Source organism: Chondromyces crocatus, assembly GCF_001189295.1.
Classification (GTDB): Bacteria; Myxococcota_A; Polyangia; order Polyangiales; family Polyangiaceae; genus Chondromyces; species Chondromyces crocatus.
In genome coordinates this window covers 1860533-1886256 of record NZ_CP012159.1, presented here as the reverse complement: position 1 = coordinate 1886256, position 25724 = coordinate 1860533, and the positions used below count along the sequence as shown (strand labels likewise).

18 protein-coding genes are annotated in these 25724 nt (G+C 69.5%); 7 read left to right on the top strand and 11 right to left on the bottom strand.

What is annotated here, in order from left to right; genetic code table 11:
• Positions 1–36: 36 nt before the first annotated feature.
• Both tsaA and CMC5_RS07020 read right to left on the bottom strand, forming a co-directional pair.
• Positions 37–939: a tRNA (N6-threonylcarbamoyladenosine(37)-N6)-methyltransferase TrmO gene (gene tsaA / locus CMC5_RS07025; RefSeq protein ID WP_050429682.1), complete on the bottom strand. Its 903-nt coding sequence runs from the start codon at positions 937–939 to the stop codon at positions 37–39.
• 149 nt (positions 940–1088) lie between these two features.
• Positions 1089–1778 carry a glutathione S-transferase N-terminal domain-containing protein gene (locus CMC5_RS07020; protein WP_050429681.1) on the bottom strand — a complete coding sequence of 230 codons (690 nt, stop codon included), beginning with the start codon at positions 1776–1778 and terminating at the stop codon, positions 1089–1091.
• Between CMC5_RS07020 and CMC5_RS07015 the strand changes: the two genes are divergently transcribed.
• Both CMC5_RS07015 and CMC5_RS07010 read left to right on the top strand, forming a co-directional pair.
• Positions 1777–2550, top strand: a complete 774-nt coding sequence (locus CMC5_RS07015; protein WP_156338301.1) for a hypothetical protein — start codon at positions 1777–1779, stop codon at positions 2548–2550. The genes CMC5_RS07020 and CMC5_RS07015 overlap by 2 nt on opposite strands.
• Before the next feature lie 5 nt (positions 2551–2555).
• Positions 2556–3485, top strand: coding sequence for an MBL fold metallo-hydrolase (locus CMC5_RS07010; protein ID WP_050429679.1), 930 nt, complete (start codon positions 2556–2558; stop codon positions 3483–3485).
• 18 nt (positions 3486–3503) lie between these two features.
• On the opposite strand, the gene CMC5_RS07005 is transcribed toward CMC5_RS07010, so the two are convergent.
• Entirely contained in the window at positions 3504–4403 is a 900-nt protein-coding gene (locus CMC5_RS07005; protein WP_245678333.1) for a homocysteine S-methyltransferase family protein, read from the bottom strand.
• Between the two features lie 428 nt (positions 4404–4831).
• On the opposite strand from CMC5_RS07005, the gene CMC5_RS07000 reads away from it, so the two are divergent.
• Entirely contained in the window at positions 4832–5302 is a 471-nt protein-coding gene (locus CMC5_RS07000; protein WP_156338299.1) for a hypothetical protein, read from the top strand.
• Between the two features lie 237 nt (positions 5303–5539).
• Here CMC5_RS07000 and CMC5_RS06995 read toward each other — a convergent pair whose 3' ends face one another.
• Positions 5540–5965 (bottom strand): PAS domain-containing protein, encoded by a 426-nt coding sequence (locus CMC5_RS06995; RefSeq protein WP_156338297.1) that lies wholly within the window; start codon positions 5963–5965, stop codon positions 5540–5542.
• Between the two features lie 312 nt (positions 5966–6277).
• Here CMC5_RS06995 and CMC5_RS06990 point away from each other — a divergent pair, with 312 nt between their 5' ends.
• Positions 6278–6847, top strand: coding sequence for a hypothetical protein (locus CMC5_RS06990; protein ID WP_050429675.1), 570 nt, complete (start codon positions 6278–6280; stop codon positions 6845–6847).
• 38 nt (positions 6848–6885) lie between these two features.
• Here the strand turns inward: CMC5_RS06990 and CMC5_RS06985 are convergent, their stop codons facing one another.
• The 4 genes from CMC5_RS06985 to CMC5_RS06970 form a co-directional block, all read right to left on the bottom strand.
• Positions 6886–9495, bottom strand: a complete 2610-nt coding sequence (locus CMC5_RS06985) for a hypothetical protein (RefSeq protein WP_050429674.1) — start codon at positions 9493–9495, stop codon at positions 6886–6888.
• 62 nt (positions 9496–9557) lie between these two features.
• Positions 9558–10448 (bottom strand): SDR family oxidoreductase, encoded by an 891-nt coding sequence (locus CMC5_RS06980; protein WP_050429673.1) that lies wholly within the window; start codon positions 10446–10448, stop codon positions 9558–9560.
• A 174-nt stretch (positions 10449–10622) separates the two neighbouring features.
• Positions 10623–11759 (bottom strand): TauD/TfdA family dioxygenase, encoded by a 1137-nt coding sequence (locus CMC5_RS06975; protein WP_245678332.1) that lies wholly within the window; start codon positions 11757–11759, stop codon positions 10623–10625.
• Positions 11760–12015: 256 nt separating this feature from the next.
• Entirely contained in the window at positions 12016–13518 is a 1503-nt protein-coding gene (locus tag CMC5_RS06970) for a DEAD/DEAH box helicase (RefSeq protein WP_063796229.1), read from the bottom strand.
• 343 nt (positions 13519–13861) lie between these two features.
• On the opposite strand from CMC5_RS06970, the gene CMC5_RS06965 reads away from it, so the two are divergent.
• The 3 genes from CMC5_RS06965 to CMC5_RS06955 all read left to right on the top strand — a co-directional run bounded on the left by CMC5_RS06965 (position 13862) and on the right by CMC5_RS06955 (position 17560).
• Complete coding sequence (locus CMC5_RS06965; protein ID WP_050429672.1) at positions 13862–15976, top strand: hypothetical protein; 2115 nt, start codon at positions 13862–13864, stop codon at positions 15974–15976.
• On the top strand, positions 15973–16569 hold the full coding sequence (locus CMC5_RS06960; RefSeq protein WP_245678331.1) for a hypothetical protein: 597 nt from the start codon (positions 15973–15975) through the stop codon (positions 16567–16569). The genes CMC5_RS06965 and CMC5_RS06960 overlap by 4 nt, the downstream gene beginning before the upstream one ends.
• Positions 16570–16669: 100 nt before the next feature.
• Positions 16670–17560, top strand: a complete 891-nt coding sequence (locus CMC5_RS06955; RefSeq protein ID WP_050429671.1) for a formylglycine-generating enzyme family protein — start codon at positions 16670–16672, stop codon at positions 17558–17560.
• Positions 17561–17647: 87 nt separating this feature from the next.
• Here CMC5_RS06955 and CMC5_RS06950 read toward each other — a convergent pair whose 3' ends face one another.
• The 3 genes from CMC5_RS06950 to CMC5_RS06940 form a co-directional block, all read right to left on the bottom strand.
• Positions 17648–19984, bottom strand: coding sequence for a choice-of-anchor J domain-containing protein (locus CMC5_RS06950; protein ID WP_169796471.1), 2337 nt, complete (start codon positions 19982–19984; stop codon positions 17648–17650).
• A 442-nt stretch (positions 19985–20426) separates the two neighbouring features.
• Entirely contained in the window at positions 20427–22757 is a 2331-nt protein-coding gene (locus CMC5_RS06945; protein ID WP_050429669.1) for a choice-of-anchor J domain-containing protein, read from the bottom strand.
• A gap of 564 nt (positions 22758–23321) precedes the next feature.
• Positions 23322–25667, bottom strand: a complete 2346-nt coding sequence (locus CMC5_RS06940; RefSeq protein ID WP_050429668.1) for a putative Ig domain-containing protein — start codon at positions 25665–25667, stop codon at positions 23322–23324.
• Positions 25668–25724 lie beyond the last annotated feature (57 nt).

Here is a 25724-nt window from a genome sequence, read left to right as displayed (position 1 = left end):
GTGACGCTTCCAGGAACGTTCGAAACGCAGGGGAGATCAGCCAGGAAAGTGCGCCACGAACGCGGCCTGGAGGACGATGGCGGGCTCGGTGGAGGTGGCGAGCTGCGCGGGTCGGTAGCCGCTCTGGAGGCGCTCGACGGTGACCTGTCGGCCCTCGACGCGGAAGCGGATCCGCCAGTCCTTGACGGCGAGGCGGAAGGCGTCGCCGTCACGCTTGATGCGGCGGTAAGGATGCGGTTGGGGACCGAGAGAGAGGGCGCGGTCGACGGGGGTGACGAGGCCGACGCCATGCTCTCGCTGGAGCCATGCGGCTTGTTCGGCAGCGAGGGGGGCCCAGGTGACGTGGAAGCCCGGCTCGGGGTCGAGGGAGGCCGGATGAAGGAGCGAGGGAGGCGCCGCGCTGCTCGACGTGAGGTCGGTGGCGTTCCGCGGGTCGTCAGCGAGCGCAGCGGTGGGCGCGAGCGGGGCGAGGGGCGCGAGCCAGCCCGTGCGCGAGGAGGGGAAGGCGTCGGCCCAGGGGACATAGGGCTTGATGTCGAGCACGGGGGTGCCGTCGACGAGGTCGAGGTCGAGTACGTGCAGGACGAGGCCGTCGACGGCCTGGAGGCGCAGGACGCTGAGGCCGATGGGGTTGGGGCGGTGCGGGGAGCGCGTGGCGAAGACGCCGCGGCGCTGGCCGGCGCTGCGAGGGGGGAGCACCTTGGGCCGGAAGACGCCCGGGGGATTGAGGTGGAAAAGGAAGACGACCCAGATGCGCTCCCAGCCTTCGAGGTCGCAGAGGGCGTGCTCGTAGTGGTTGCCGGGGAACAGCTCGATGGTGCCCGGGGTGCCTTGCGCGGCGTAGGGCTGGCGCGGGGCGCTGACCCGGTCGGGGTGCGGGGTGCGGGCGATGCCGATGGGGGTGAGCTGAACGGGAGGAAGCTGGATGGGGGGAGGCATGACGGTGCGGGCGTCGCGCGGCGTCGGAGCGAGGTGCGTAGGCGGTGTGAGGCGGCGTGGGAAACGCTCAGCGTGCCACGCCTCCGGCGGCGCGACACGGGCGGCGCGAGGACTCCGAGGAGGTCGCGCCGAGGGTCAGGGGCGGAGGTTCAGGAGCGGGCTTTCTGGCCGAAGAGGATCTTCTTGGCTTCCTCGTCCATGTTCGGTTGCTGGCGCAGCTCGGCGCCCACGGCGAGGCCACGCTCGACGGAGGGACGCGCCTTGAGGGCCTCGAACCAGCGCTTGAGGTGCGGGAAGTCTTCGAGCTTCTGGCCCTGGTTCTCGAAGGGGACGACCCAGGGGAAGGCGGCGAAGTCGGCGATGGAGAGGTCGCCCGCGAGGTAGTCGCGGTCGGCGAGGCGCTTGTTCATGACGCCGTAGAGGCGGTTGACCTCGTTGGTGTAGCGGTCGACGCCGTACTGGATCTTCTCGGGTGCGTAGTGGCGGAAGTGGTGCGCCTGGCCTGCCATGGGGCCGAGGCCCCCCATCTGCCACATGACCCACTGGAGCACCTCGAAGCGACCGCGCACGTCCTTGGGCAGGAGCTTTTCGGTCTTCTCGGCGAGGTAGACGAGGATGGCACCGGACTCGAACACCGAGACGGGCTCGCCGCCGCCGAGGGGCTCGTGATCGACGATGGCGGGCATGCGGTTGTTGGGGCTGATGGCCAGAAACTCCGGCTTGAACTGCTCTCCGCGGCCGATGTTCACGGGGACGAGCTTGTAGGGGAGCCCCGTCTCCTCGAGCATGATGGAAATCTTCCAACCGTTCGGCGTGGGCCAGTAGTAGAGGTCGATCATGGTTCGCTCCGCTCTGCGGCGCCTGCGCGGCGGATCTGACGCGCTGGCGACGTGGTGGTGTTCCGTGGCACGCCGCCCGCGCCGAGGCAACGAGGACGCGCTCGGGTCAGGTCGGGTCGCCATGGCCACGGCGCTCTCGCTGGCTCTTTCGCCCGCCACGGCGCTGGCCTGGGCGGAGGGGGAACGAGGGCCGCTGGAGGTGACCTCGGAGGACCGGGGTGTGCCCGCTCGCGCCGATGAAGCGAGCGCGCCAGAGGAGACGGTGCGGACCTTCACGACTGGTCGGGTCACCGAGCCCCGGGTGCAGGCGACGTTTCCCTGGCTGCTGACGCAGCTCATTCCCAGCCCCGAGTGGGTGATCTCGGACGAGGGGGTGCGGTTCGGGGGGCGATGGCAGGCGACGCCGCTGCTCTACTCGTTCGGGATCGATCCGCGCCTGTCGCCGTGGCGATCGATGGTGGCCGAGCCGATCGTGCGGCACGCGGGCTCGGTGGAGCTGTTCGTGTCGCCGACTTACCTCGCCGGCGGTGGCTCGCTGGGGAACCGCTGGCTGTTCCGCTCGGGCGTTCGGGCGTACTTTCCGCTGCTGGATCGGGGCGAATACCTGTCGTGCTCCGTGGGCGGGGCGCTGGTGTACCACCGCGACGAGGTGGGGGTGGCGTACGAGGCGGGCATCTACACGCTGTTCGGCGTGCTCGGGCTGCAAGCGGCCTACACACCGACGCGCGATCTGCGGATGGGATCGTTGACCCTCAACATCCGGTACTTCTGAAACCCATGCGACGCGCGCACTCCCTGCTCCTTTCGCTCGCCTTGTTCGGGGCGTCGTCGTGCTCGGTCCAGGGGATCCTGTTCCGGAACTTCGCGCCGCTCTTCACCGCCCCGCGGAAGGTGGAGAACAAGGTGCGCGAGCCTTTCCGGAAAGAGGTCCGGCTGTCGGTGCTCTGGGTGGGGCACGCGACGGCGCTGGTGCAGATCGGAGACAAGGTGATCCTCACCGATCCGGTGTTCACCGACACGGTGGGGATGGTGTCGCGGCGCTTCGTGGAGCCCGGGCTGGATCCGGCGAACCTGCCGCCGGTGGACGCGGTGCTGATCTCGCACATGCACTTCGATCACCTGTCGCTCGGGTCGCTGGAGATGATCGAGGACAAGGTGCGTGCGACGATCGTGCCGACCGGAGGGCTGGTGTACGTGCCGCCTTACCGCTTCCCGACGGTGGAGGTGGGGCCGTGGGAGACGTGGGAGCACGATGGGCTGCGGGTGACGCCGACGCCGGTGAAGCACAGCGGCTTCCGGTACGGCGTCGACCAGAGCTGGATGACGGAGTCGTTCACGGGGTACGTGGTCGAGTACGATGGGCTCAAGGTCTACTTCAGCGGGGATACGGGCTACGACCCGGCGATGTTCAAGGACACCGGGAAACGGTTCCCGGGGATCGATCTGGCGCTGATCGCGATCGCGCCGATTGCGCCGCGCGAGTTCATGGCGTCCAAGCACGTCGATCCGGTGGAAGCGGTGCAGATCTACTTCGATCTGGGGGCACGGTGGATGGTGCCGGTCCATTACGACACGTTCGTGAATTCGCTCGACGAAGTCGGCGATGATCTGCGCGAGCTGCGGAAGGTGATGGCGACGCAGAAGCTCGGCGAGGAGCAGGTGCAGATCGTGGCGCACGGGGAGCAGCGGGTGTTCCTCCGACGCTGACCGGAGCGACGCAGAAGCTCAGCCTGCTTCCGAGGGAAATCGAGGCGCGGAGGGCGGGGTGATCGAGGCCGCGAGCGCAGCGATGTGCGCAGGTCCGGTGCCACAACAGCCGCCGAGCAGCGTGGCTCCGACAGCGCGCCAGGTGCTGGCCAGCTCGGCATAGACGCGAGCGGCGCGAGCGCAGGCCACAGGCTCACGCGCCGTGTCCCAGCCGAGGGCTTCTTCGGGTGCGCCCGCGTTGGCGTAGGCGCCGAAGGGGACGCCCGCGGTGGCGAGCTGTTCCACGTAAGGGAGCGTGCGGGTGGCCGGGATGCAGTTGACGAGGACAGCGCTCGCACCGCGCGCGACGGCCGCGCGGGCGGCGTGGCCCACCTCGATCGGGGTGAGCAAGTCGGCGCGATGGCCTGCCGTGAACGAAGCCCACACCAGAAGGCCGGTGGCCACGGCCTCCTCGACGGCGACGAGGGCCTCACCGACGTGCGGGAAGGTCTCGCAGAGCAGCAAATCGACGCCGGAACGGGCGAGCGCGCGGGCGATGGCCCGGTGCTCCGGACGCGAATCGAGTGGACTGAGGTCGGGGCGATAACAGTCTTCGAGCGGCGCGATGCTTCCGGCGACGAGGTGATGGCGAGGAATCGCGCCGCGTGTGAGCGCCACCGCACGTGCCGTGAGCGCTTCCCAGCCAGGGCCAGCTTGCCGAGCGTGGGTGCGAAACGTGGCCGCGGTATGCACCGTCGCCCCCGCCAGGGCGTAGTCCCGATGAATCGCTTCGATCACCCGAGGCGCGGTGTTGATGGCTTCCCCACTCCATTGTGGAGGCGGTGTAGGTACACCTCGGACGGCCAGCTCGGTCCCCAAAGGCCCATCGAGAAGAATCGTCTGGGCCGCCGCCATCTTTTGCGCAGCGAAAACAGGCACTGCCGCATCCTACCCTGCGGCTCTCCGGTACACGCTGCGTCAGGAGCGTACCGGTGCCGTTCAACCTACCTCGGAGCATGAAGGAGTATCGAAATTCGGCGGATCGAGGAATGGACTTGTCATGTCCACCCCACCTCGGCCACCATCCGTCTTGGAACTCTTAACCCTTCGTCGCGCAGCAAGGTCGAAGGCGTCGCAGATGACGATGACGAACTCAGACCTGGGGAGCAGGGGCCCCCGCACGATGTCAAAAGGGGTCGGCGATTCGGTCCGGTAGATAGGAAGGGCGTCCCATGTTTCGACAGTCCATGAGCATTGCGAAATCTCTCGTTCTCGGCACCACTCTGGCGTTCTCCCTGATCGGCTGCACCGCTGATACGGGGTCCGATGAGGGTCCGATCGTTCCCGATGGCGTTCAGAACCAGCGCGTGACGGCAGCAGACGTCGAGAAGCTGGGCGGAGAGAGCTTGAAGCTCGCGCTGCGGGACGACGTCGTTTACTACTTCGACTACCGCAAGCCGATCGACTTCGCGAAGATCGAGATGTCGGCCGGTAGCACGACGTTCACGATGGAGGCTCACATCCAGAACCTCCAGCAGTTCGACTACGAGTCGAACGTGCCCGTCGACCTGACCGATTCGCCGGACAACCAGTTCCGGATCTCCTCGGACCCCGCGAACTTCGGCGTGCTGAACGCCGAGGAGCTCGAGGTGCTCAAGGAGACGGGGTATTTCTACAAGGAAATCTCCAAGAACGAGGCGAAGGCGCAGACCACGGGCGAGAACTGCATCTACGCCACGTGTGAGCACTGCGGGCCGCCCCCCGGCGCGACGAGCTGCAACTGGTCGCCCCAGTCGCCCTGCGTCTGCACGTACGAGCTGCACGAGTGGTGCGACTGATCCTCAGCGCAACTCTCGGCCTCTGACGGAGCGCCGCTGCCCACCGCAGCGGCGTTCGCCGTTTGTGGGCTGGGCTGAGCTGGACTGGTCAGGGAAGGGGGCGCTGGCGCCGTCGCACGATGAGTGCGAGCCGGCTGGCGACGCCTCGCACGCGCCAGGAACGGGGACCACGTGATGGGTCCCCGTCCGGATCGAGGGTTCCGTGTGCAGCGTCGAGATGCAGTTTCGGGCTGAGGCTCAGCCGCGGATGAAGACCCAGATGGAGTCTTTGTCCTCGCTCTCGGCGCGCTTGTAGAAGAGCGAGACGTCGACGTTGCGGGTGACGTGGCGCAGGCAGAAGACGAAGCCGAAGGTGGCTTCGAGTTCGCGGCGCTTCACCCCGTCGCGGAAGCGGCCGTGAAACGCTTTGACCTTGGTGCAGGGGGCGACCTCGGTGAAGAAGTTCCTGCCGACGACATCCTGCCGCTTCCGCCGCGCTTCTTTCTCCTCGTAGAGGTTGTACGAGAGGATCGTGCCCTCGCGGTCGAGGCGAATGATGCCGAACGGCTGCGCGTCGAGGCCATTCTCGTCCAGATCCGTCACCCGGATGTCGAACTCGAACGACCGCGGTCGCAGGACGTCGGCTCGATCATCTGGCCAGCTCGCGTCGAGAGCCATTCGCATGGTGGATTCCCTCTGATTGCCCCGACGATCCGGAACGGAGCTGATGATACGGGCCGCTCGAAGGGCGCCCCATCCGGCCCCCCCTGAACCTCCCGTCCGGGTCTGCACACTTCGAGGGCGATAAGTTTGCAATGCGGACAGCCCCCCTACGAAGCTCGTGTAGAGTGGCGCACGCCCATCATGCGAACGCTGACGATTCTCACGGTAGCTCTGTGTTCTGGTCTCGGCGCCGCGGGATGTGCGCCGTCGTTGCCGCGCGCGACACAGCAGAGCGCGCTCGAACTCCCTTCTGCGGCGGAAGGAGGCACTGCATTGAATGCTTCGTTCCGCGCGACCGAGGCGACGTGTCGCGCCGAAGAGGTGCGGCTTCACGAGGTCGCGAAGAGCCGCGCGACGAAGCGGCAGGTGGCGGAGGTCGCGCTGGCGCTCACGGCCGGTGCCCTCGCCACGGGGACGGCGATCTATGCAGGGCTCGATCCTTCCCCGAAGGGGACGGTGCTGGTGCCGCTGTCGGTGGGCGCGGCGGGCGCAGCGGTACCGCTCGGCGTGCTGCTGGCGACCGATCATGGGTCGTCGGCGATTCACGAGCGGGAGCAGCGCATCCGTGATCGGCGGCTCGCGGTGCGGGATGCGTACCAGCAGCTGGCCGAGGCGCGGCGTGATCGGGAGCGCGCGGTGACGGCGGTCGACGAGCTGACGCAGCGAAGCGCCGAGAACAAGAGCGAGGATCCGAAGGCGCAGGCGATGGTGACGGCGCTGGTCGGGGAACGCCGCGCCGAGGCGGCCTATCAGCAGCAGCGGGAGCGGGACGCGGAGAGCGCGCTCGGAGACGCGCTCGTGCTGCTCGGTGAGGTGTGCGGGCGCGCGGCGACGACGCCGTGAGCCTGCGTGAGCTCACGGTGTGAGGCGGCGACGCTGGCTCACAGGGTGAGCACGCCGCCGTTGCCGTGAGCGTCGCGGATCTCGATGGAGACGGCGGCCGCGAGCTCCGCGGGGGGCAGGGAGAGGGTGGCGGCACCGGCCGCGTCGGGGGTGAGGGCGAAGGACTGCGGCGGCGCGCCGTTGGAGACGACGGTGGCGGTCCAGGGGCCGGGGAGCGGAACGTCGACGTCGCTCGGGCCCACGCGCAGGGCGCGGATGCCGGGTGCGCCGCCGACGAGGGCGACCACGTCGATGCCGGTCGCCGCGCGGGAGGCCGAGGAGGACGCCGCGAGCGCTGCCGCGACGACCTCGAAGGGGTCCGAGGTGACCTCGTAAGGCGCGGCGCCGCTGCTCGCCTGGGCCGTCCCGCGGACGACGAAGCGGTAGCGGCCGAGGGGGAGCGAGAAGGGTCGATCCAGCGCGGCGAACGTGAAGGGGTCGGAGGGGACGGGCTGCCAGACGACGCCGTAGAGGTGGCGCGTGGGCGCGGCGGCGTTGAGCGGGTCGGGGGTGTAGGTCAGCACGAAGGCGCCGTCGGCTGCGCTGACGGGCCGCCCCTGGGCGTTCGTGAGGGACTCGAACAGGCCGGGAGAGATCTCGCGCTCGATCAGGATCTCGGGGGCGTCGATCGCAGGGTCACCGCCCGCCCACGCGAAGCGCGCAGCTCCGACCGCGCGCGGCACGGTGGTCGCGAACGGCACGGAGGTCTCGGCGGTGTCCGGCCAGAACAGGGGGGCGGTGCCGGTGAAAGGCTGGCCATGGTCGGAGGTGACGCCCGGCTCGATGGGGGTGGTGATGGGGTACGTCCAGTCGAGCCAGCGAGAGCTGCCGGCCTCGGGATCTTCGCGCTCGGGTGTCCACGCGATGCTGGCGGCTTCGAGGAGGCCGTCGATGACGATCTCGCCTTCGAGGGGGCCCCAGATGTTGATGCTCGGCTCGTAGCCGCCGGAGAGCCAGTCCTCGGCCGTGAGGAGGTAGCCGAGGTGATCGTCGGCGTACCCCACGAGCAAGGTGCGCTCGGGGCCCGCGGGAGATCGGCTGCGGAGGTAGTGGGCAAAGGGCGCGGTGGGCTCCCCGGGGATGCCGAGGATGAGCCAGTCCCCCGAGGGGGTGCCGGAAAGGCGGATGGCGCTACCCGTGGCGCGGATGCTGTCGCAGAGGGGCAAGGGGACGTCGGTGGGGACGCCTTCGAAGAGGCCGAAGACGAGGTCTTTGCCCTGGGTCAGCTCCAGGCACGAGGAGTAGGGGGGCACGCTCCGCGCGCCAGGGATCGGCGCGAAGGAGCCCGCTTCGCCGTCGCCACACAGGCCCGCGCCGACGGCGGTGTTGAACTCGTCGATCGGGCTGGCAGCACGGCCGCGCTCGTCGAAGATCACACGGTCTGCGATGAAGTCCGGATCGGTGCTGACGGGCGCGTAGGCGAGCGTGGTGCCGTCGGGACGATGGACCTCGGCCTCGCGGCCCACGTAGAAGGTGCGGGTGACGACCTCGAGGCCAGCCTCGGCGCCGGTCTGCACGCCCTGCACGAGGGGGGCGAGCAGGGTGGCGGCGCGGGCGCCGAGCGCCTCGATGCGGGGCATGTCGAGGCAGCGGTAGGCGTCGGGGCACGCGGCGCGGCCTTGCTCGCCGGCAGGGGAGACGTCGCCCGCGGCGCCCTGGAGGTGGAGCACGGGGTAGCCCAGCTCGGCGGAGAGAGCCCGGGTGATGCCACCGACGACGTCGGTGGAGGCGATGAGGTTCCTGTCGCCACCGATGGTGCCGTGAAGGGGGACGTTGACGAGCGCGGCGAGCGGGGAGCCGTCCTCGCGGTCGACGCGGAGGGCCCAGGCCGTGGCGTCCTTGCCCCCGTGCGCCGCCTCGCCGTGCGGGTCGAGGATGGCGTCGTTCTCGTCGCGCCGGTCGCGGTTCACGCTGTTGGTCGGGTCGAAGTCGGTGTCGACGGCGACGCCGACGCGCGCAGGCTCGAGGCTCGCCACGGCCTGCTGGACGGCCTTGGCCAGGGCGCCGATGACGCGATCGGCGAGGGCGCGGTGGGGCGCGTCGACGCCCGGCATGAGGATGAGGCTCGGCTGCCAGCCCGCCCAGGCGCCGTGGCTGTGCGAGGCGGTGAGCAGGATGCGTCCGCGCAAGGAGCCGTCCGGCGCGGCGACGGACTCCAGCTCGAAGAGGGTGTTCTCGTTGAGGAGCGGCGCGTCCACGCGGAGGATCACCGCCAGCTCCTCGCCTGCCTCGATCGCCAGCGCTTCGGCCAGGAGGGCATCGTGGACGCCCACGGAGGGGACCATGCCCGTGACGAAGCGGCCGGCGCGGTCGTCCGCCGGTTTGCCGCCGAGCGTGGGGACGCGCGAGGCGTAGCCGCCGAGCGGTGCGCCGATGGGCACCGGCAGGGTGGCGACGCCGAGGCCAGCGCGGACCCGCGCCGGACCCGACGCGGGGCGCGGATCGCGGGCGGGCGGCTCCTCGAAGGTGCAATGCGCCGGGTCACGCCCGGGCGGCGGGCCGGGCGGCGGCTTGTCCACGGGCGTGTCCGAAGAGGAGCAAGCGCCCGCGCTCAGAGCGAAGGCGGTCCAGGCGATCCAGCGGCGGCGAGCCGGATTCAGGGGCAGCATGGCGGCCCACGGTACGCGATCTACGCCGGGAGGGCATCTGCCGCGCGCCCCTCCTCACCGCATCAGCCGAGCGGCTTGCCTCCGGTCACACCGAGCACCTCGCCGTTGATGTAGCTCGACTCGTTGGAGGCGAGGAACACGAACGCAGGCGCCAGCTCTCCGGGCTGCGCCGGACGCCCCATGGGCGAGTCCTTGCCGAACTCGGCATTCTTCTCGGCATCGAACGACTGGATCACCAGCGGCGTCCAGACGGGCCCCGGGGCCACGGTGTTGACCCGGATGCCCCGCTCGATCAGCGACTGCGCCAGCCCCTTGCTGAAGGTGACGATGGCGCCCTTCGTGGTCGCGTAGTCGAGGATCTCGGCGCTCGGCTGGTAGGCCTGGATCGAGGAAACGTTGATGACCGTGCTCCCCTCCTTCATGTGCGGGAGCGCATGCCGGACGAGGTGGAACATCGCCATGATGTTGACGCGGAAGGTGCGCTCCACCCGCTCGGCGTCGATCTCCTCGAACCGGTCCACCGATTTGCCCTGCTCGGCAGCATTGTTCACGAGGATGTCGATCCGACCGAACGCCTCGACGGTCTTCTCGATCAGCCGCTTGCAATGGCCCTCGTCCGCGAGGTCACCAGGGATCAGCACGGCCTTGCGCCCTGCCTGCTCGACCGAGCGCTTCGCGTCCTCGGCGTCGCCGTGCTCACTCAGGTACGAGATGACGACATCGGCCCCCTCACGGGCGAACGCCAGCGCGACCGCTCGACCGATGCCGCTGTCACCGCCCGTGATCAGCGCCACACGGTCTTTGAGGCGGCCGAGCCCCTTGTAGTCGTCTTCTCCGTGGTCCGGCCGCGGGCGCATCTTGGTCTCCACGCCGGGCCGGTCCTGCTCCTGGGGTGGGAAAGGCGGTTTCTTCTCCAGATCCTTGGGATCCGTCTTCGACGCCTCCTGCTTCATCGAGCCTCCTCGTCCGCGATCTCCGCGGCCGTGCGAACCATGGAAGATGACGGAGGCGGACGCCTTCGGGACATTCCGGCTCGGCCGGTGCGATGGTTCCGGAGGCACCACGTCCAGGTCGATGCCGACGGCCCCTCGGAACGTGGAGCGAGCGCCGCTGCGCTGTGGAGGCCTCTATGCCGGGTCGAAGTAAACGCCTCGGAGCCAGCGAGGACCCGAGAACGCCGTCCTCGCGTGCAGCATCCGGTAGTTGTCGTAGATCACGAACTCGCCAGGTTGCAGCTCGAAGCGGTACTGGTTCCGCCGATCGCGCACGATGCGCGCGAAGCGGGTGTACGCACGGTACCAGGCCTCCATCTCGGCGAAGGGGCGGTCGAAGGGCGCCAGCGTGAAGTACGAGTAGCGAGACTGGAAGCCCTCTGGCCCCTCCATCGTCAGCAGCGGGGCATCGACCACGCGCTCGAATGCCTTCTGCTTGCGGTGGAACCGGACCGGCACGGTGGTGAGCAGCTCGAAGGCGGGCGCATCGATCGCCTGGAGCAGCCGCGCCGCGGCGAGGGCGTCGACCAGGTAGCTCTCTCCGCCGAGCGTGGCAGGGCGGACGCACTGGAGGAGCTGGTAGCGCGGCGGCCTGTCCAGAAAAGGTTGATCGGTGTGCAGGTCGATGCCCGCATCGGTGTAGCCGAGCTGGTCGGTGTTCTGGTTCGTGGTGTTGTCGGTGCGCAGGTCCTCGATCCGACCGAAATGGGTGGAGATCAGCGCCAGGCCACCGGCGGTGAACGCGTCGACGAGCGCGTCGGTGTCGTCCTCGGGTGCGCGCCCGGGTGCGCTCGCGAAGCCGCGGACCACGGCCAGCCCTTCGCGCCGGAGCAGGCCGAGGCACGCCTCGACGACGGCCGCCGCATCGGGCAGCCGACGCGCATCGAGCGCCACGCGGGCCACATCGGAGGGCGGCGGTGGCACCTGGGGGCGGTCCGGCGCATACGCGTGGGCGCGCAGCCAGCTCAGATCGTAATGACTCTGCCGACCCGACGGCTCGTCCCAGACGACGTGCAGACGGCCCGCCCCCTCGTCCAGCGTCACGCTCCTGGGCCGGATGTCGAGGGGCACCTCGGAGGCGTCGAGGGTGCGCTCGCCGGTGACCGGATGCCGCTCGCCGTCGCACTGGTGGCGCAGCCAGAACCAGTGAAAATCGGCGTGGGCAGGGGTGCCAGCACCGAAGTGGACGTGCAGCCAGTCGTCGCGGAGCAGGATGTGCGGTCTCGAGCGCGTCTCGGTCGGGCTGGTGTCGATGGCCGCTTCTACAGACACCCATCCTTGATAACGGACGATTGCGTACTCCGTCAACGGACGGCCACGCGCCGCTCCCGGCCGCTCCGGAGAATCGCCAGGGTGGATGCCTGGATGCGGCGATCCACAGCGTCACCATGACGAGGCGGACGAAGGCGGGGCGGACAAGTGCAATGCGCCCGTGTCGACGCACGGCGCTGCGGCTGGAAAAGGCGGTGGAGGTCTGGAGAGGAAGGCCCGCAGGCGGCGGGCCAGAGGTCGACTCAGCGAGGGACCGTCAGACGCGGGGCCTGAAGGACATCGGGCGGCTGCTCGGACGCGGCGTCCCCTGAGCCTGCCCCACGGCGGAGGCGTCGTCGCGGCCGGATGCCCCCGGAGGAGCCGACGAGGGCTGCACGCGCGGCCCTCCACCCTGCTGCGGCCGGTGCGCGCTCTGCGGATGCGGAGGCCTCGGCCCACCCTGGGGTCGCTGGCCGCCCTGCTGCGGTCGCGCCCCGGCGCCTTGCTGCCTCGGGCCACCTTGCTGGGGACGCGCGCCACCTTGCGCCCACGGGGGGCCCTGCTGCGGTCGCCGCCCGGGCTGCTGCGGTCGCGGCCCTTGCCCACGGTCCGGGGAGAAGGCCCGCCCTTGCCCCGGAAGCGGGAGCGTCGAGCGGTGCGGGTGGTCTTCCACCACGGGGACGCGCATCCGGATCAGCCGCTCGATGTCGGCGAGGAACGCGCGCTCTTCCTGGTCGCAGAACGACAGCGCGATTCCCGACGCCCCCGCGCGCGCCGTGCGGCCGATGCGGTGGACGTAGCTCTCCGGGATGTTCGGGAGATCGTAGTTGATGACGTGCGAGATGTCGTCGATGTCGATCCCGCGGGCCGCGATGTCGGTCGCCACGAGCACGCGGGTCGCGCCCCGCTTGAAATCCGCGAGCGCCCGCTCCCGCGCGTTCTGGGACTTGTTCCCGTGGATGGCCGCAGCGCCGATGCTGGCGCGGTTCAGCTGATCGGCCACGCGGTTCGCGCCGTGCTTCGTCCGCGTGAAGACGATCGCGCGGCGGATGGCGAGATCCTGCAGCACGTGCTCGAGCAGCGCGCGCTTGTCGGTGCGCTCCACGAAGTAGACGCTCTGCGCGATCTTCTCCGCGGTCGTGGCGACCGGCGCGACGGCGATCCGCTCCGGCTTCACCAGGATCCGCTCGGCGAGCTCCTGGACGTCGGGCGGCATCGTCGCCGAGAAGAACAGCGTCTGGCGCTGCTGCGGGAGCAGCGCGATGACCCGCCGGACATCGTGGATGAACCCCATGTCGAGCATCCGGTCCGCCTCGTCGAGCACCAGGATCTCGAGACGCCCGAGCTGCATCACGCCATCCGCGGCCAGATCGAGGAGCCGCCCGGGCGTCGCCACGAGCACCTCCACACCACGACGCAGCGCCCCGATCTGCGCCGACTTGCCCACGCCGCCGAAGATCACCGTGTTCCGGAGCCCGAGGTGACGACCGTAGGCCGTGAAGCTGTCACCGATCTGTGCCGCCAGCTCCCGGGTAGGCGTCAGAACGAGCGCGCGGATGGGGCGCGCGCGGCCCTCCACGGGCGCGGCAGCGAGCCGCTGGAGCATGGGGAGGGCAAAGGCGGCCGTCTTGCCGGTGCCCGTCTGCGCGCAGGCGAGAAGATCATGTCCCGCAAGAATCGGCGGGATCCCCTTCTGCTGGATGGGGGTGGGAGTTTCGTATCCCTCGGCCGCGACGGCACGGAGCAAAGGATCGATGAGGTTCAAATCCGAGAATTGCATGTTCGATACGCGCGGCAGGCTTAGCCCACCACCCCGGGAAAGTCGAGCCGAGGCGCAGCCCAGGTCCCTTGCTTAAAGCCGGTTATCGCTGCGTTTTCTGCGCATCGAGGCGCTCCTTGCCCCCTGCGAACCGACGATCGCACTCCACGAACCCCCATCGACCGCCCTGTTTTCACGTACGCCGTCACCGTTCTCGCGTACGCCGCCACGGTTTTCACGGGGGCCGGCCCGCCCCGACGCCCCGTCAGGCCCCGAACACGGCACCGACCTGGAATGGCCCCCGGTTTTCGCGGCGTTGACCACACCGAGGGGAGCGCCGAAGATCCGGCTCCCCCGACCCGTGATGCGCTCCCTCATCCCCTCCCTCCTCCTCGCGGCCACCGCCGCCGCTTGCTCGTCCGGGAGCCCCAGCTCCACCCCTGACGCCGGCGCCGCCCCGAGCAGCAGCGAGACCGCGGCCATCGCTCCACCCGGCGTACCGGCCCCGAAGCACCGCCCCCCACCCGTCCGCGAAGGCGGCGCGCTCGCCCGCTCCGTGGACGACGACGCCCTGGTCGTCGCCGACGAGGACCACGGCGTCGTGCGCGTCGTCCCTCTCCCCCTCGATCCCGCCCGCCCCGGCGTGGCCGTCACGCTTCCCGGACGACCTGCGCAGGTCCTGCCCCTGGACGGAAAGGTCCTGGTCACCGTGCGCGACCCGGGCTTGCTGCTCGTGCTCCGCCCCGATCCGACGGCTGGCCTCGTCGAAACCGCACGCATCGCGCTGCCCCTGGACGCCTGGGGCCTCGCCGTGACGCCCGACGAGAAGACCGCCCTCGTCACCTCCGCCTGGACCGCCAAGATTTCCGCCGTGGACCTCACGTCCGCCACCGTGACGTGGACCGTCCCCCTGCCGCGCGAACCCCGCGGCATCGCCATCACCCCCGATGGCCACAGCGCCTACGTGAGCCACCTCATCGGCGCCGACCTGACGCGCCTCGACGGCCTCACCAGCGCCCCCACCCCCCGCCGCATCCCCTTCCCCGCCTCTCCCCTGCGCGCCCCCTCCGCCGTACGCCTCGCCGCCTCCCTCGGGTACGCCCTCGCCTTCTCCGACGACGGCCGCCGCCTCTTCGCCGCGCGCCATGCCCTCGGCGCCATGGGCCACGCCTCCTGGTTCGGCGCCGCCACCGTCGACGTACTCGTCCCTGGCGACGACACCCCGCTCGCACCGCTGCACCAGGGCGGCCTCCCCGTCGCGCGCTCCACCTTCGCCGAGCAGGTCATCACCCCGGACAGCGTCATCACGGTCCCGGGCGCCAGCGTCACCCCCTTCACCCAGCCACGCGCCCTCGCCTACCGCAAGCAGACGCGCACCCTGCTCGTCGCGGCCGAAGGCGACGATCTCGTCGCCGAGCTCGACGCCCTCGCCGTCGACCCCTCGCTCGCCATCGTGCGCACCTACAAGGTCGGCAGCCAGATCGACCCGCACCTCCGCGTCGCAGGCGCGTGCGGCGCCCCCACGGGCCTCGCCCTCTCCGCCGACGAGACCACCGCCTGGGTCTTCTGCCGCGCCACCTACGACCTCGTCGCCCTCCGCCTCGGCGACGCCGATCCCCCTTTGCCTGCCGTCGATCCCGACGCCAGCGCCGGCGTCCCGCCCCCACCCCCGGAGGACAAGCCCGTCGCCCTCGTCCACCTCGCCGACGACCCGCTCGACCCCGAGACCGCCACCGGCCGCCGCCTGTTCTACAGCGCCACCGACGCCGTCATGAGCGGCAACCTCGCCTGTGCCGGCTGCCACCCCGAAGGCCGCGACGACGGCTACGTCTGGCGCGAAGCGACGTTCGACACCTCCGACGGCATCCAGACCAACTTCGTCGGCCGCCCCGAACTCATGCCCGATCTCGCCAAGAAGAAAGGCTACGCCCGGCGCACCCCCCTGCTCGCCGGCAACGTCGCCGCGCCTGGACCGTACGGCTGGCACGGCGAAAGCGAAGACCTCCCCACGCGCATGCGCGCCGGCTTCGGCCTCCACCGCTGGGGTGGCCTCCCGCAAGGCCACGACCCCAACGGCCTCATCGCGCGCTCCCACCACCTGAGCGCCTTCCTCCGCCGCGGCCTCGTCCCCCCGCCCCGCAGCGACGCCCCCCTCGACGAACGCGCGATGCGCGGACAGCAGATCTTCACCAGCAAGGACGCCCGCTGCTCGCAGTGCCACGTCCCCGAGACCCAGTACACCGACCGCACCGCGTACCCCATGCCCAAGCGCCCCTCCCCGGGCTACGACGACGACCCGCGCAGGGAGTACAAGACCCCCTCGCTCCGCTTCGTCGCCGGACGCGCCCCGTACCTGCACGACGGCCGCCACGGCACCCTCACCGATCTCATCGAGCGCAACGCCGACTGGATGGGCAAGACCAGCCACCTCTCGCCCGACGACCGCGCCGCCCTCGTCGCCTTCCTGGAGACGCTATGAGATCGCGCACCGCGTTCCCCTTCCTCCTCGCCCCTGCCCTGCTCGCCTTGCAGGACCAGGGCGCAGCGCACGCCGATCCTCCGCCCACCGCCAGCACCGTCCCCGCGGTCCAGCCAGCCACCGCGGTCACGGGCGCTGGCCCTGCCGCTGGGTCCACCCCGCCCGAAGCCCCCAGCGAGCGCCCCCTCGGCGACCTCCCCTTCCCCACCGACCCCTCCAAGCAGCCCACCCCCGCAGAGTGGGCGAGCGCCCCCACCGTCCGCCTCACCCGCATGGGCCCTGCGGCCGCCGGCTGCCGCGCCTACCGCGTGCGCGAGTGGATCCGCTTTCGCTGCCCTCACCTGACCGTCTCCGCCATCTCTCACCTCGGTGGCCGCACCGAGGGCGTCGCCTTCTGGATCACCCCGCCCAAGGACAGCGACCTACCCCGCGGCGGCGAAGTCATGTTCCCCATCCGGCGTGGCGATCGCCGCGTGTTCCAGATCCTCACGTTCGGCGCCGGCTACGACGGACCGTTCACCCTGCTGCCCGCCATCATCCTCCAGGAACAGTGGCTCGACGGCGACCCGCAGCCGACGCTCATCGCGCGCTGAAAAGTCCCCCGCGGCCAAGGCGTTCAACGTCACCCCGCCAGTCCCGGTCGCACCACCCTCGACACCCTCTCCATCCACCTGAGCCCCACGAGATTGACGCATGCGCTCTTCGCTTGTCCTCGCAGCCCTCCCCCTGACGGCCCTCCTCCTCGCCTGCGGCGCGGCCCCCGCCCCCACCGACGGCCCTGCTGCTGCCGCTCCCAACGTCGCGCAACCCGCCCCACCCACGCCCCCTGAGCCCACGAACGCCGCCCCCGCGGACGCCAGCACGACCAGCGCCACCACGGCGCAGACCAGCGAAACCTCGCCCACGCCAGAGCCTGCCAAGGTCGTGGGCGACGGCTGTCCCGACGGCATGGTCCGCATGAACGGCGGCGACTTCGTCATGGGCCCCCTCAAGGTGAAGGCCAGCATCGACAGCTTCTGCATGGATCGCACCGAGGTCACCGCCGAGGCGTACGCCGCATGCGTCAAGTCCGGCCAGTGCAACGACGCCTTTGCCAGGTGCGCCGACGCGGCCACCTACGGCGTCCCCGGCAAGGAGAAGCACCCCATGGTCTGCGTCGACTACGCGCAGGCGGACACCTACTGCAAAGCCCACGGCAAGCGCCTGCCGCGCGAAGACGAGTGGGAGTGGGCAGCGCGCGGCGGCGAAGAAGGACGCGCGTACCCCTGGGGCGCACCCGACCCCAAGGATCAGCTCTGCTGGTCGGGCGGAGGCACCCCGCGCACCGGCACCTGCGAGGTCGGCACGTTCCCCGCAGGCGCCAGCCCGCAGGGGATCCAGGACCTCTCGGGCAACGTCTTCGAGTGGACCACGAGCGCCAACGACGGCAAGAGCAAGATGCGTGTCGCGCGCGGCGGGAGCTGGCGCGATGGCATCGCCTCGCAGGTGAAGGTGGCGCGCCCGGGTGGCTTCGAGGTGACCTACCGCTGCGGCTTCCTCGGCATCCGCTGTGTCACACCGGCGCCGGAAGCTGCGGCGAAGTAGCTGTCGGGAGGAGCTCTCGCGGAGAACGAAGCCTGCCCACGCCGCGCCCGGAAGTCCGGAGCGCGGCGCGAGCAGCGCTGCACGAGATCACTCGGTGATCAGAATGTCGTCGATGTAGAAGCCGGGGAGGTTGACCAGGCCGTCGCTGTAGAACGCGAAGCGCAGCCGGATCGTCTGCCCCGCGTAGGCGCTCAGATCCGCGGAGAAGAGCTGGTAACCCAGCGCGGACTGGTTCCCGCCCCATGCCGGCTGACTGCTCAGCGTCAGCGTATAGCCCGGGGACACGTTCGTGAGCGTGGTGTACGTCGTCCCGTCGGTGCTGATCTTCAGGTTCGCGCCATCGTAGCCCGTGAGCAGGACGGACGACTCCGAGTGGACCCACGCCCTGAACGTCAGATGCGCGGACTGCACGTTCGTGAGGTTGATCGCCGGCGAGGTCGCGATCGTCGTCGCCCAGGCCTGGTTGTAGTTGTAGTTCGTCGCGAGCTGCGTCGCGAGGACGTTCGAGCCGGAGTACGCCGCGTTCGGACCGGACGTGGGCGCCCCGCACTGCCAGTCACCGCCGAACGTCCAGCCGTTCGGGCACACCTCGAAGCCCTCGGCAAAGATCGTCGGGACCACCTCGTTCGTCAGCACCACCTGGTCGGCGTTACCCGGGACGCCCGGCTCCTCGACGCGCAGCGTGACCATGAACGGGCCGAGCTGGGCCGTCGAAGGATCTCCGCTGAGCACACCCGTGGTGGGGTTCACCGTCAGCCAATCGTGGTTGCTCCCGCCGACGATGCTCCACGTCGCCGCCGCCGATCCACCGACCCGGCGCAGCGTGGTCGTGTAGGCGAGGCTGCTCGGAGCCCTGGGCAGCTCGGTCGTCGTGATCGCCAGCGGCAGGGTCGGCTTCTCTCCGACGAGCACGTCGTCGATGTAGATGCCTGCGTAGTCGTTCACGGAGGTATCCGAGCGGAAAGAGAACCGCAGGGAGATGGTCTGTCCCACGTAGGGCGAGAGGTCAGCGTCGAAGAGCCGCCAGCCGCCTCCGGTGAAGTTCGCGCCACCCCACGCCGTCTGGCTGTTCACCGTCAGGTTGTAGGCGGGCCGCACGCCGGTCACGACGGTCCACGTCGTCCCGCCGTTGGTGCTCACCTTCAGGTTCACGCCGTCGGCCGTACCGCCTTCCGTCGCGATGAACGCCGCGAACCGGAGCCCCGGGTTCGTCGCCGTCGTGAGGTTGATCGGCGGCGTCTGCACGTAGGACGCCGTGTACGTCTGGTTGTTGCTGTAGTTGGTCGCGAGCTTGGTCGCGACGCACCGGTTGCCGTCGTAGGCCGACGTCGGCCCGACCGCGCGCGGCATCCCGCACTCCCAGTCCCCGGCCAGCGTCCAGCCGCTCGGCGGGCACCCGAACTCGAAGTGCTCCTCCAGGTAGAACGCGCAGCCCGCGATCGGCGTGCCATCGCAGCCACCCGCCGAGCAAGTGTCGTTCGCCGTGCAGCGATCGAAGTCGGAACAGGCCGTGCCATCGCCCAGCGGCACCGGCGCGCAGGTCCCCGCAGCGTCGCACACCCCCGCGTTGCAGGAGTCCGCCGCCTCCGCGCACGAGCCCCCCTGGGGCACGTTCTGCGCCACGCAGAGCCCGTTCTGCGCGTTGCACACGCCCAGCGAGCACTCGAACGTCAGCCCCGAGCAGTTCCTCGCCGTCCCGCCCAGGCACTGCCCGTTGTTGCAGGTCCTGCCGACCATGCAGAGGTCGCCGGTGAGCGAGCAGGCATTGCCGTTCTTCGCGGTGTCCGCCGTCGGCTCGCATTGACCGTTCGCCGGATTGCACGCCACGCTGTTGCACTCGGCGAACGGCGAGAACGAGCAGTCCTTCGGAAGGCCGTTGCACGTCCCGTTCTGGCACGTGCCGAGCGTCTGGCACAGGTCTGCGGGCGTGCACGGCGTCCCGTTCGCCGCCGTGTCGGTCCCTTCGACGCAGGTCTTCGACGACTCGTCGCACACGACCGCGTTGCACGTCGCCGGCGTCAGACCGCAGTCGTTCTGCGGACCGCCGACGCATTGACCGCCCGAGCAGGTGTCGTTCACCGTGCAGAACAGGCCATCGTCGCACGTGGTGCCGTCGTCATTGACGACGATGCAGAGCCCGACGGGCCCATCGAGCTGCCCCTCGTTGCAGACCGCCTTCTTGCAAGGCAGCGTCTCGATCTTCGAGCAGTCGCGATCGCAAGGCCCCGTGTAGACCTCGCCGCCAGCTCCCCCGTCACCGCCGCCGGTTCCCCCCTCGCCGCCGCTCCCTCCGGTGTTGCTGACTGTCGTCGTATTGCCCCCTGGAAGCGTCGTGTCGGAAGCGCATCCGAGCAACGCCGTCATCGAGAGCAACGCCCCGACCGCGCATGGGCGGATGATACGAATCAGGCTGTCCTGTCTCATGTTCGTCATTCCTGCGAAGCGGGCTCGCGCCTTGGGCGAACCGTGCTTTCGGAGGTCGCGGGCTCAAAACCTTGTGAGTCGCACTCCGTCGCGGTCGCCTCGCAACACACACCGCGACCTTCCACGAGTATCACGAGATCTCGTCATCTGCGGAGGGGTTCCGGGATCGCTCCGTGCGATGCGCGCCCGGGCGGCTCGCCACAGCCCATTCGCTGGAACCGTGCGGCCCAGGTCCCCAGCTCGTCTCAGGGCTGAAACGCCCGTGAAATCGCACCCTTCTGCGCAAGATCGACGACAGCAATGACCACGACGGCGCACGACGGTTCGGCTCGGCACCGAGCCAGCTCACGTGCGCTGCGCCGACAGAGAAGATGGGAGGAGGAGGGAGACCGCCGGACCGCGCCCGGAGGAACACCTGGCGCGGTCTCTTCGGCAACGAACGTCAGTTGGTTTCGGTAATCACGAGATCATCGATGTAGACGCCGGCGTAATTCGTCCCCGAATCACTTCGGAAGGCGAATCGCAGGTTAATCGTCTGCCCGGCATACGCGCTCAGATCGGCCGTCACCTGGCGCCACCCTTGCCCACTTTGCAGGCCGCCCCACGCCGCTTGCCCGTCGGCGGTCGTGTTGTAGGCCGGCACCACGTTGGTCAGCACGGTGTACGTCGTACCATTGGTGCTGATCTTCAGGTTGGCGCCGTCCCAGCCCGACTCGGTCTCGACCCACATGCGGAACGAGAGCCTCGGGTTCTGCGTGTTGGCGAGGCTGATCGCCGGCGAGGTGGCGATGGAGCTCGCCCAGGTCAGGTAGTCGGGGTAGTTCGAGGCGAGCCGTGTGGCAATGCAGTGACCGCCTTCGTAGGCCGACGCAGGCCCCACAATGGAGGGCGCACCGCACTCCCAGGCCGTGCCCATCGTCCAGCCGGCTGGGCAGGTCCCCTCGAAGCCGGTCGTATAGATGGCGGCCCCCGTCACCTCACCCGTCACCGTCTTCTCGGCATAGTTGCTGGGGAGCGCAGGCTCGTGGACCCGAACGGTGAAGCTGAACGGACCGAGCTCCGCCGCGGTGGGCGTACCTGCGAGCATCCCCGTCGCCGGGTTGATCGTCATCCAAGCATGGTTGGTGCCGCTGACGATGCTCCACACCGCCGCCGAAGAGCCTCCCGACCTCGGCACCGAGAAGCTGAACGGCTTGTCGACGGTCGCGCGCACCGGGGCCACATTCGAGAGGGACAAGGCAATCGCATACGGCTCGGTGACCACGACGTCGTCCACGTAGATGCCCGGGAGCGTGTAGCTCACGTCCGAGCGGAACGAGAACCGCAGCATGATCGTCTGACCCACATAGGCCGACAGGTTGGCCGAGAAGCGCCGGTATGTACCGGATGTGTAGTTCTCACCTCCCCATGCGGGCTGACTGTTCACCGTCAGGGTGTAGGCAGGCGTCACCGTCGTCAGCACGCTCCAGGTCGAACCATTGTTCGTGCTCACCTTGAGGTTCACACCGTCATAGGTCTCCCCCTCGGTCGACATCCAGGCCATGAACTGCAGGGTGGGCTGGGTCGCGCCGGTGAGATCGATCGGCGGCGTCTGGGCATAGGAACCCGTGTACGTCTGGTCGTTGCTGTAGTTGCTCGCGATCTTGGTGGCGATGACGTTCGTGCCGGAATAGGCAGCAGGTCCCACCACCGAAGGCGTTCCGCACTCCCAGTCTCCGGCGAGCGACCAGCCCGCGGGAGGGCAGGTCCCCTCGAAGCTCTGGTTCAGGTAGAACGAGCAGTTCGCCACCGCAGCACCGCCGCAGATGCCTGCCGTGCACACGTCACCGTCGGTGCAGACGTTGAAGTCGTTGCACGACGTCCCGTCCGCGACCGGGTTCGCGATGCACGACCCTGCGGCGTTGCAGATGCCCACGTTGCACGCATCCGTGGCCGACGCGCAGGTCTCGCCTGCCGCGATCGGCACCGCCTGGCAGATGCCGCTCTGCGCGTTGCAGACACCGCTGTAGCAGCCGACCGTCAGCGCCGAGCAGCTCTTGGCCGACCCCCCTTCGCACAGGCCGTTGTTGCAGGTCTTGCCCGTCATGCACAGGTCGCCCGTGAGCGAGCAGGTCGACCCGTTCTTCGCGGCGTTGGCGGTCGGCTCGCACGCCCCCGTGGCCGGGTTGCACGCGACGTTGTTGCACTCGATGTGCGGCGAGAAGGTGCAGTCCTTCGGGAGACCGTTGCACGTACCGTTCTGGCAGGTGCCGGCGGTCTGACAGAGGTCGGTGGGAACGCAGGGGTTGCCATTCGTATCGGCGGCGGGCCCATCGCTGCAGGTCTGCGTCCCCTCGTTGCACACGATCGACCTGCACGACGCAGGAGTCTGGCCGCAGTCGTTCTGCTCACCCCCGACGCAGACGCCGCCCTGGCACGTATCGTTCACCGTGCAGAACAGCCCGTCGTCGCACGACGCGCCGTCGTCGTTGACGACGATGCAGAACCCCACGGGCCCGGCGAGCTGCCCTTCATTGCAGACCGCCTTCATGCACGCCTGCGTCTCGATCTTCGAGCAGTCGCGATCGCAGGGCCCGGTGTACTCCTCGTCGCCACCGCCGCCCGCGCCACCGCCGCCGCCCGCGCCGCCGCCCCCCTCTCCGGTCACCGTCGTCGTCGTCGTCGTGTTGGTAGGAGCGGCCGTGTCCGACGCACAGCCCATCAGTGCTGCCGCCGCGATCGCCCCCCACACCATCCCTGATCGGATGAAATGAATCAGGCCGTCCTGTTTCATGGTCCCCGTCTTCCTGCGAAATGCGCATCCCTCATCGAGACTGCGCAGAGTCTGAGCGCCCGACGACGAGTAGGTGAGTGACGCTCCGTCAGGGTCGTCTCGCTTCCCACACCTCGACCTATCAGGCGTATCACGAGATCAGTCCATCGCGGAAAGATCCTAATCAACCGACACAATCACGTCCGCTATCCTACCCATCGCCCCCCCTCCTCACACGCGCCGGACGATTCACGACGAGCGCCAGGCGAGCCTCGTCCCGAACAGGTGCCGCTCCCCGCCCGACCCGACCCGACCCGACCACGAGGGGGAAACCACCGAAGAAGCTGGGGGTGACCCTCCTCGCCGTCCGGCGGGCGGCTCCACCACGCTTCCAGCTTTCAGCAGCTCCAGGAGGCCAGAGGTCGCGGTCGTGCAAGCGAGGGCGCAGAGGCCGACGGCGCGCGTCCGACCTGCGACGGTTCAGGGAGTCTCGTCAGGGATGGCTCAGAAGGGGATGAGAAGTGCATGACGCGCCACCGCGGCCGGGGCCCGGACCCCGACGGCGGCGCGCGTCCCGGCGATCGCTCAGGGCATGTCGACGATGATCAGGTCGTCGACGTAGACCCCTCGGAATACGATTGACCCGTCCGTCCTGAAGCTCATGCGCACGTTGATGCTCTGGCCCACGAAGGCGCTCAGGTTCGCCGTCACCTTCTGCCAGCCTCGGCCACTCTGGAACCCTCCCCACGCCTGCTCTGAATTCACCGAGGTCAGGTTGTACGCCGGCGTCACGTTCGTCTGCACGGCGTACGTCGCATTGTTGGTGCTGATCTTCAGGTTCGCGCCGTCGTACGTGCTGCCCTCGGTCTCGACCCACATGAAGAACGAGAGCTGCGGATTCGTCGCCCCGACGAGGCTGATCGACGGAGACGTCGCATTGGTGGTCGTCCACGCCTGGCTGTTGCTGTACTCGGTGGCGAGCTTGGTCGCGATGCACTGCGTCCCCTGGAACGCCGTCATGGGCCCCACGTTCACGGGGACGCCGCACTCCCAGTCTCCCGAGAGCGTCCAGCCGGCCGGGCAAGCCCCCTCGAAGCTCTGCGCGTAGATCGGGCTGAACACGTCGCTGTTCAGCGTCTTCTCCGTGAAGTTCGACGGTCGCGTCGGCTCCGAGACCCGCAGCGTGATGCTGAACGGCCCCGCCTCGGCTGCGGTGGGCGCGCCGCTGAGCGTCCCCGTCGCCGGATCGATCGTCAGCCAGGCGTGGTTCGTCCCGCTGACGATGCTCCACACGGACGCCGTGGAGCCGCCCCGCTTGGCCATCAGCGCGTGGTAGGGCTGCCCGATGACCCCTCGCGGCAGGTGGTCCCGCAGGATGTCGATGGGGACCGTGTCCGCCTCGGCGACGATCACGTTGTCCACGTACACGCCCGGCTGCACGGTGCTCGTGTCCGAGCGGAACGAGAACCGCAGCAGCACGGTCTGCCCGACATAGGCCGACAGATCGGCGACGAACGGCTGGTACGTCCCGTTCGTCATGTCGAGGCCACCCCACGCCGGCTGCGTGTCCACGGCAGCGAGCGGGTAGCGGGGGCTCACCGTGTTCACCACGGTCCAGGTGGTGCCGCCATCGGTGCTCACCTTCAGGTTGAACCCGACGTTGGTCCGGCCATGGGTGCTCACCCAGGCCATGAACCGCAGCATGGGGTTCGTCGCCGTGCTCAGGTTGATCGGCGGCGTCTGCGCGTACGCCACGGCGTACGTCTGGCTGGTGGTGTGGTTCGCGGAGATCCTGGTCGCGATGACGTTCGACCCCTCGAACGCGCCGCTCGGCCCCACGGTGGTGGGCACCCCGCACTCCCAGGGCCCGCTCAGCGTCCAGCCAGAGGGTGGGCAGGACTCGAAGCCCTCCTCCATGTAGAACGTGCAGTTCGCGACCTGCGCGCCGGCGCAGGTGCCCGCCATGCAGACGTCGCCGTCGGTGCAGGTGTTGAAGTCGTTGCAGGCCGTCCCGTTGGCGACCGGCACGGGCTCGCAGAGCCCGCCCGCGCTGCAGATGCCCACGTTGCAAGCGTCCGTGGCCTCGATGCACGTCCCGCCTGGCGCGATGGCTTCGGCCTGACAGAGGCCGTTCTGCGCGTTGCACACCCCGTTCACGCAGCCCGCCGTGAACGCCGAGCAGTCCTTCGGGTTACCGGCGCCGCACTGCCCGTTGTTGCACGTCTTGCCCACCCGGCACAGGTCACCCGTGAGCGAGCACGCCGCGCCGTTCTTCGACGTGTCCGCCGTCGGCTCGCACGCGCCCGTCGCCGGGTTGCACGCCACGACGTTGCACTCGGTGTGAGGCGAGAACGTGCAGTCCCTCGGCGAGCCGACGCAGGTCCCGTTCTGGCAAGCACCCAGCGTCTGACACAGGTCCGCGGGCGTGCACGGGTTGCCGTTGGTGTCCGCGTGGGGACCGTCGACGCAGCTCTTCGATGCCTCGTCGCACACGATCGACTGGCACGACACCGGGGTGATGCCGCAGTCGTTCTGCGGACCGCCGATGCAAGCGCCCGCCATGCACGAGTCGTTCACCGTGCAGAACAGCCCGTCGTCACACGACGCACCGTCGTCGTCGACGACGATGCAGAAGCCGACCGGCCCGTTGAGCTGCCCCTCGTTGCAGACCGCCTTCTTGCACAGCGGCGTGTCGATCTTCGAGCAGTCACGGTCACAAGGCCCCGTGTACACCTCGCCGCCGACACCGCCTTCACCGCCAGCGCCACCGCTGCCACCGCCGCCGCCGGTCCCGGACGTCGTCGTCGTCGTCGTCGTCGCGGTCGTCCCCGAGTTGTCCGTCGCGCACCCGAGTCCAACGGTACCCAGCGCGAGGGACATCACCACTGCGCTCGGACGCAGCAAGCGAGTCAAGACATCGTCATTCATCATCCGTCTCCATGGTTACGTTGCCGCATCCGAAGCACGCGCCGTCCCCCCTGAGCGCTG

What these genes read in the sequence shown, in the direction of transcription:
- tsaA (WP_050429682.1), bottom strand. Translation starts at nt 939, where the DNA reads ATGCCTCCCCCCATCCAGCTTCCTCCCGTTCAGCTCACCCCCATCGGC.
- CMC5_RS07015 (WP_156338301.1), top strand. Translation starts at nt 1,777, where the DNA reads ATGGTTCGCTCCGCTCTGCGGCGCCTGCGCGGCGGATCTGACGCGCTG.
- CMC5_RS07020 (WP_050429681.1), bottom strand. Translation starts at nt 1,778, where the DNA reads ATGATCGACCTCTACTACTGGCCCACGCCGAACGGTTGGAAGATTTCC.
- CMC5_RS07010 (WP_050429679.1), top strand. Translation starts at nt 2,556, where the DNA reads ATGCGACGCGCGCACTCCCTGCTCCTTTCGCTCGCCTTGTTCGGGGCG.
- CMC5_RS06995 (WP_156338297.1), bottom strand. Translation starts at nt 5,965, where the DNA reads ATGCGAATGGCTCTCGACGCGAGCTGGCCAGATGATCGAGCCGACGTC.
- CMC5_RS06985 (WP_050429674.1), bottom strand. Translation starts at nt 9,495, where the DNA reads ATGCTGCCCCTGAATCCGGCTCGCCGCCGCTGGATCGCCTGGACCGCC.
- CMC5_RS06980 (WP_050429673.1), bottom strand. Translation starts at nt 10,448, where the DNA reads ATGAAGCAGGAGGCGTCGAAGACGGATCCCAAGGATCTGGAGAAGAAA.
- CMC5_RS06970 (WP_063796229.1), bottom strand. Translation starts at nt 13,518, where the DNA reads ATGCAATTCTCGGATTTGAACCTCATCGATCCTTTGCTCCGTGCCGTC.
- CMC5_RS06965 (WP_050429672.1), top strand. Translation starts at nt 13,862, where the DNA reads ATGCGCTCCCTCATCCCCTCCCTCCTCCTCGCGGCCACCGCCGCCGCT.
- CMC5_RS06960 (WP_245678331.1), top strand. Translation starts at nt 15,973, where the DNA reads ATGAGATCGCGCACCGCGTTCCCCTTCCTCCTCGCCCCTGCCCTGCTC.
- CMC5_RS06955 (WP_050429671.1), top strand. Translation starts at nt 16,670, where the DNA reads ATGCGCTCTTCGCTTGTCCTCGCAGCCCTCCCCCTGACGGCCCTCCTC.
- CMC5_RS06950 (WP_169796471.1), bottom strand. Translation starts at nt 19,984, where the DNA reads ATGAGACAGGACAGCCTGATTCGTATCATCCGCCCATGCGCGGTCGGG.
- CMC5_RS06945 (WP_050429669.1), bottom strand. Translation starts at nt 22,757, where the DNA reads ATGAAACAGGACGGCCTGATTCATTTCATCCGATCAGGGATGGTGTGG.
- CMC5_RS06940 (WP_050429668.1), bottom strand. Translation starts at nt 25,667, where the DNA reads ATGATGAATGACGATGTCTTGACTCGCTTGCTGCGTCCGAGCGCAGTG.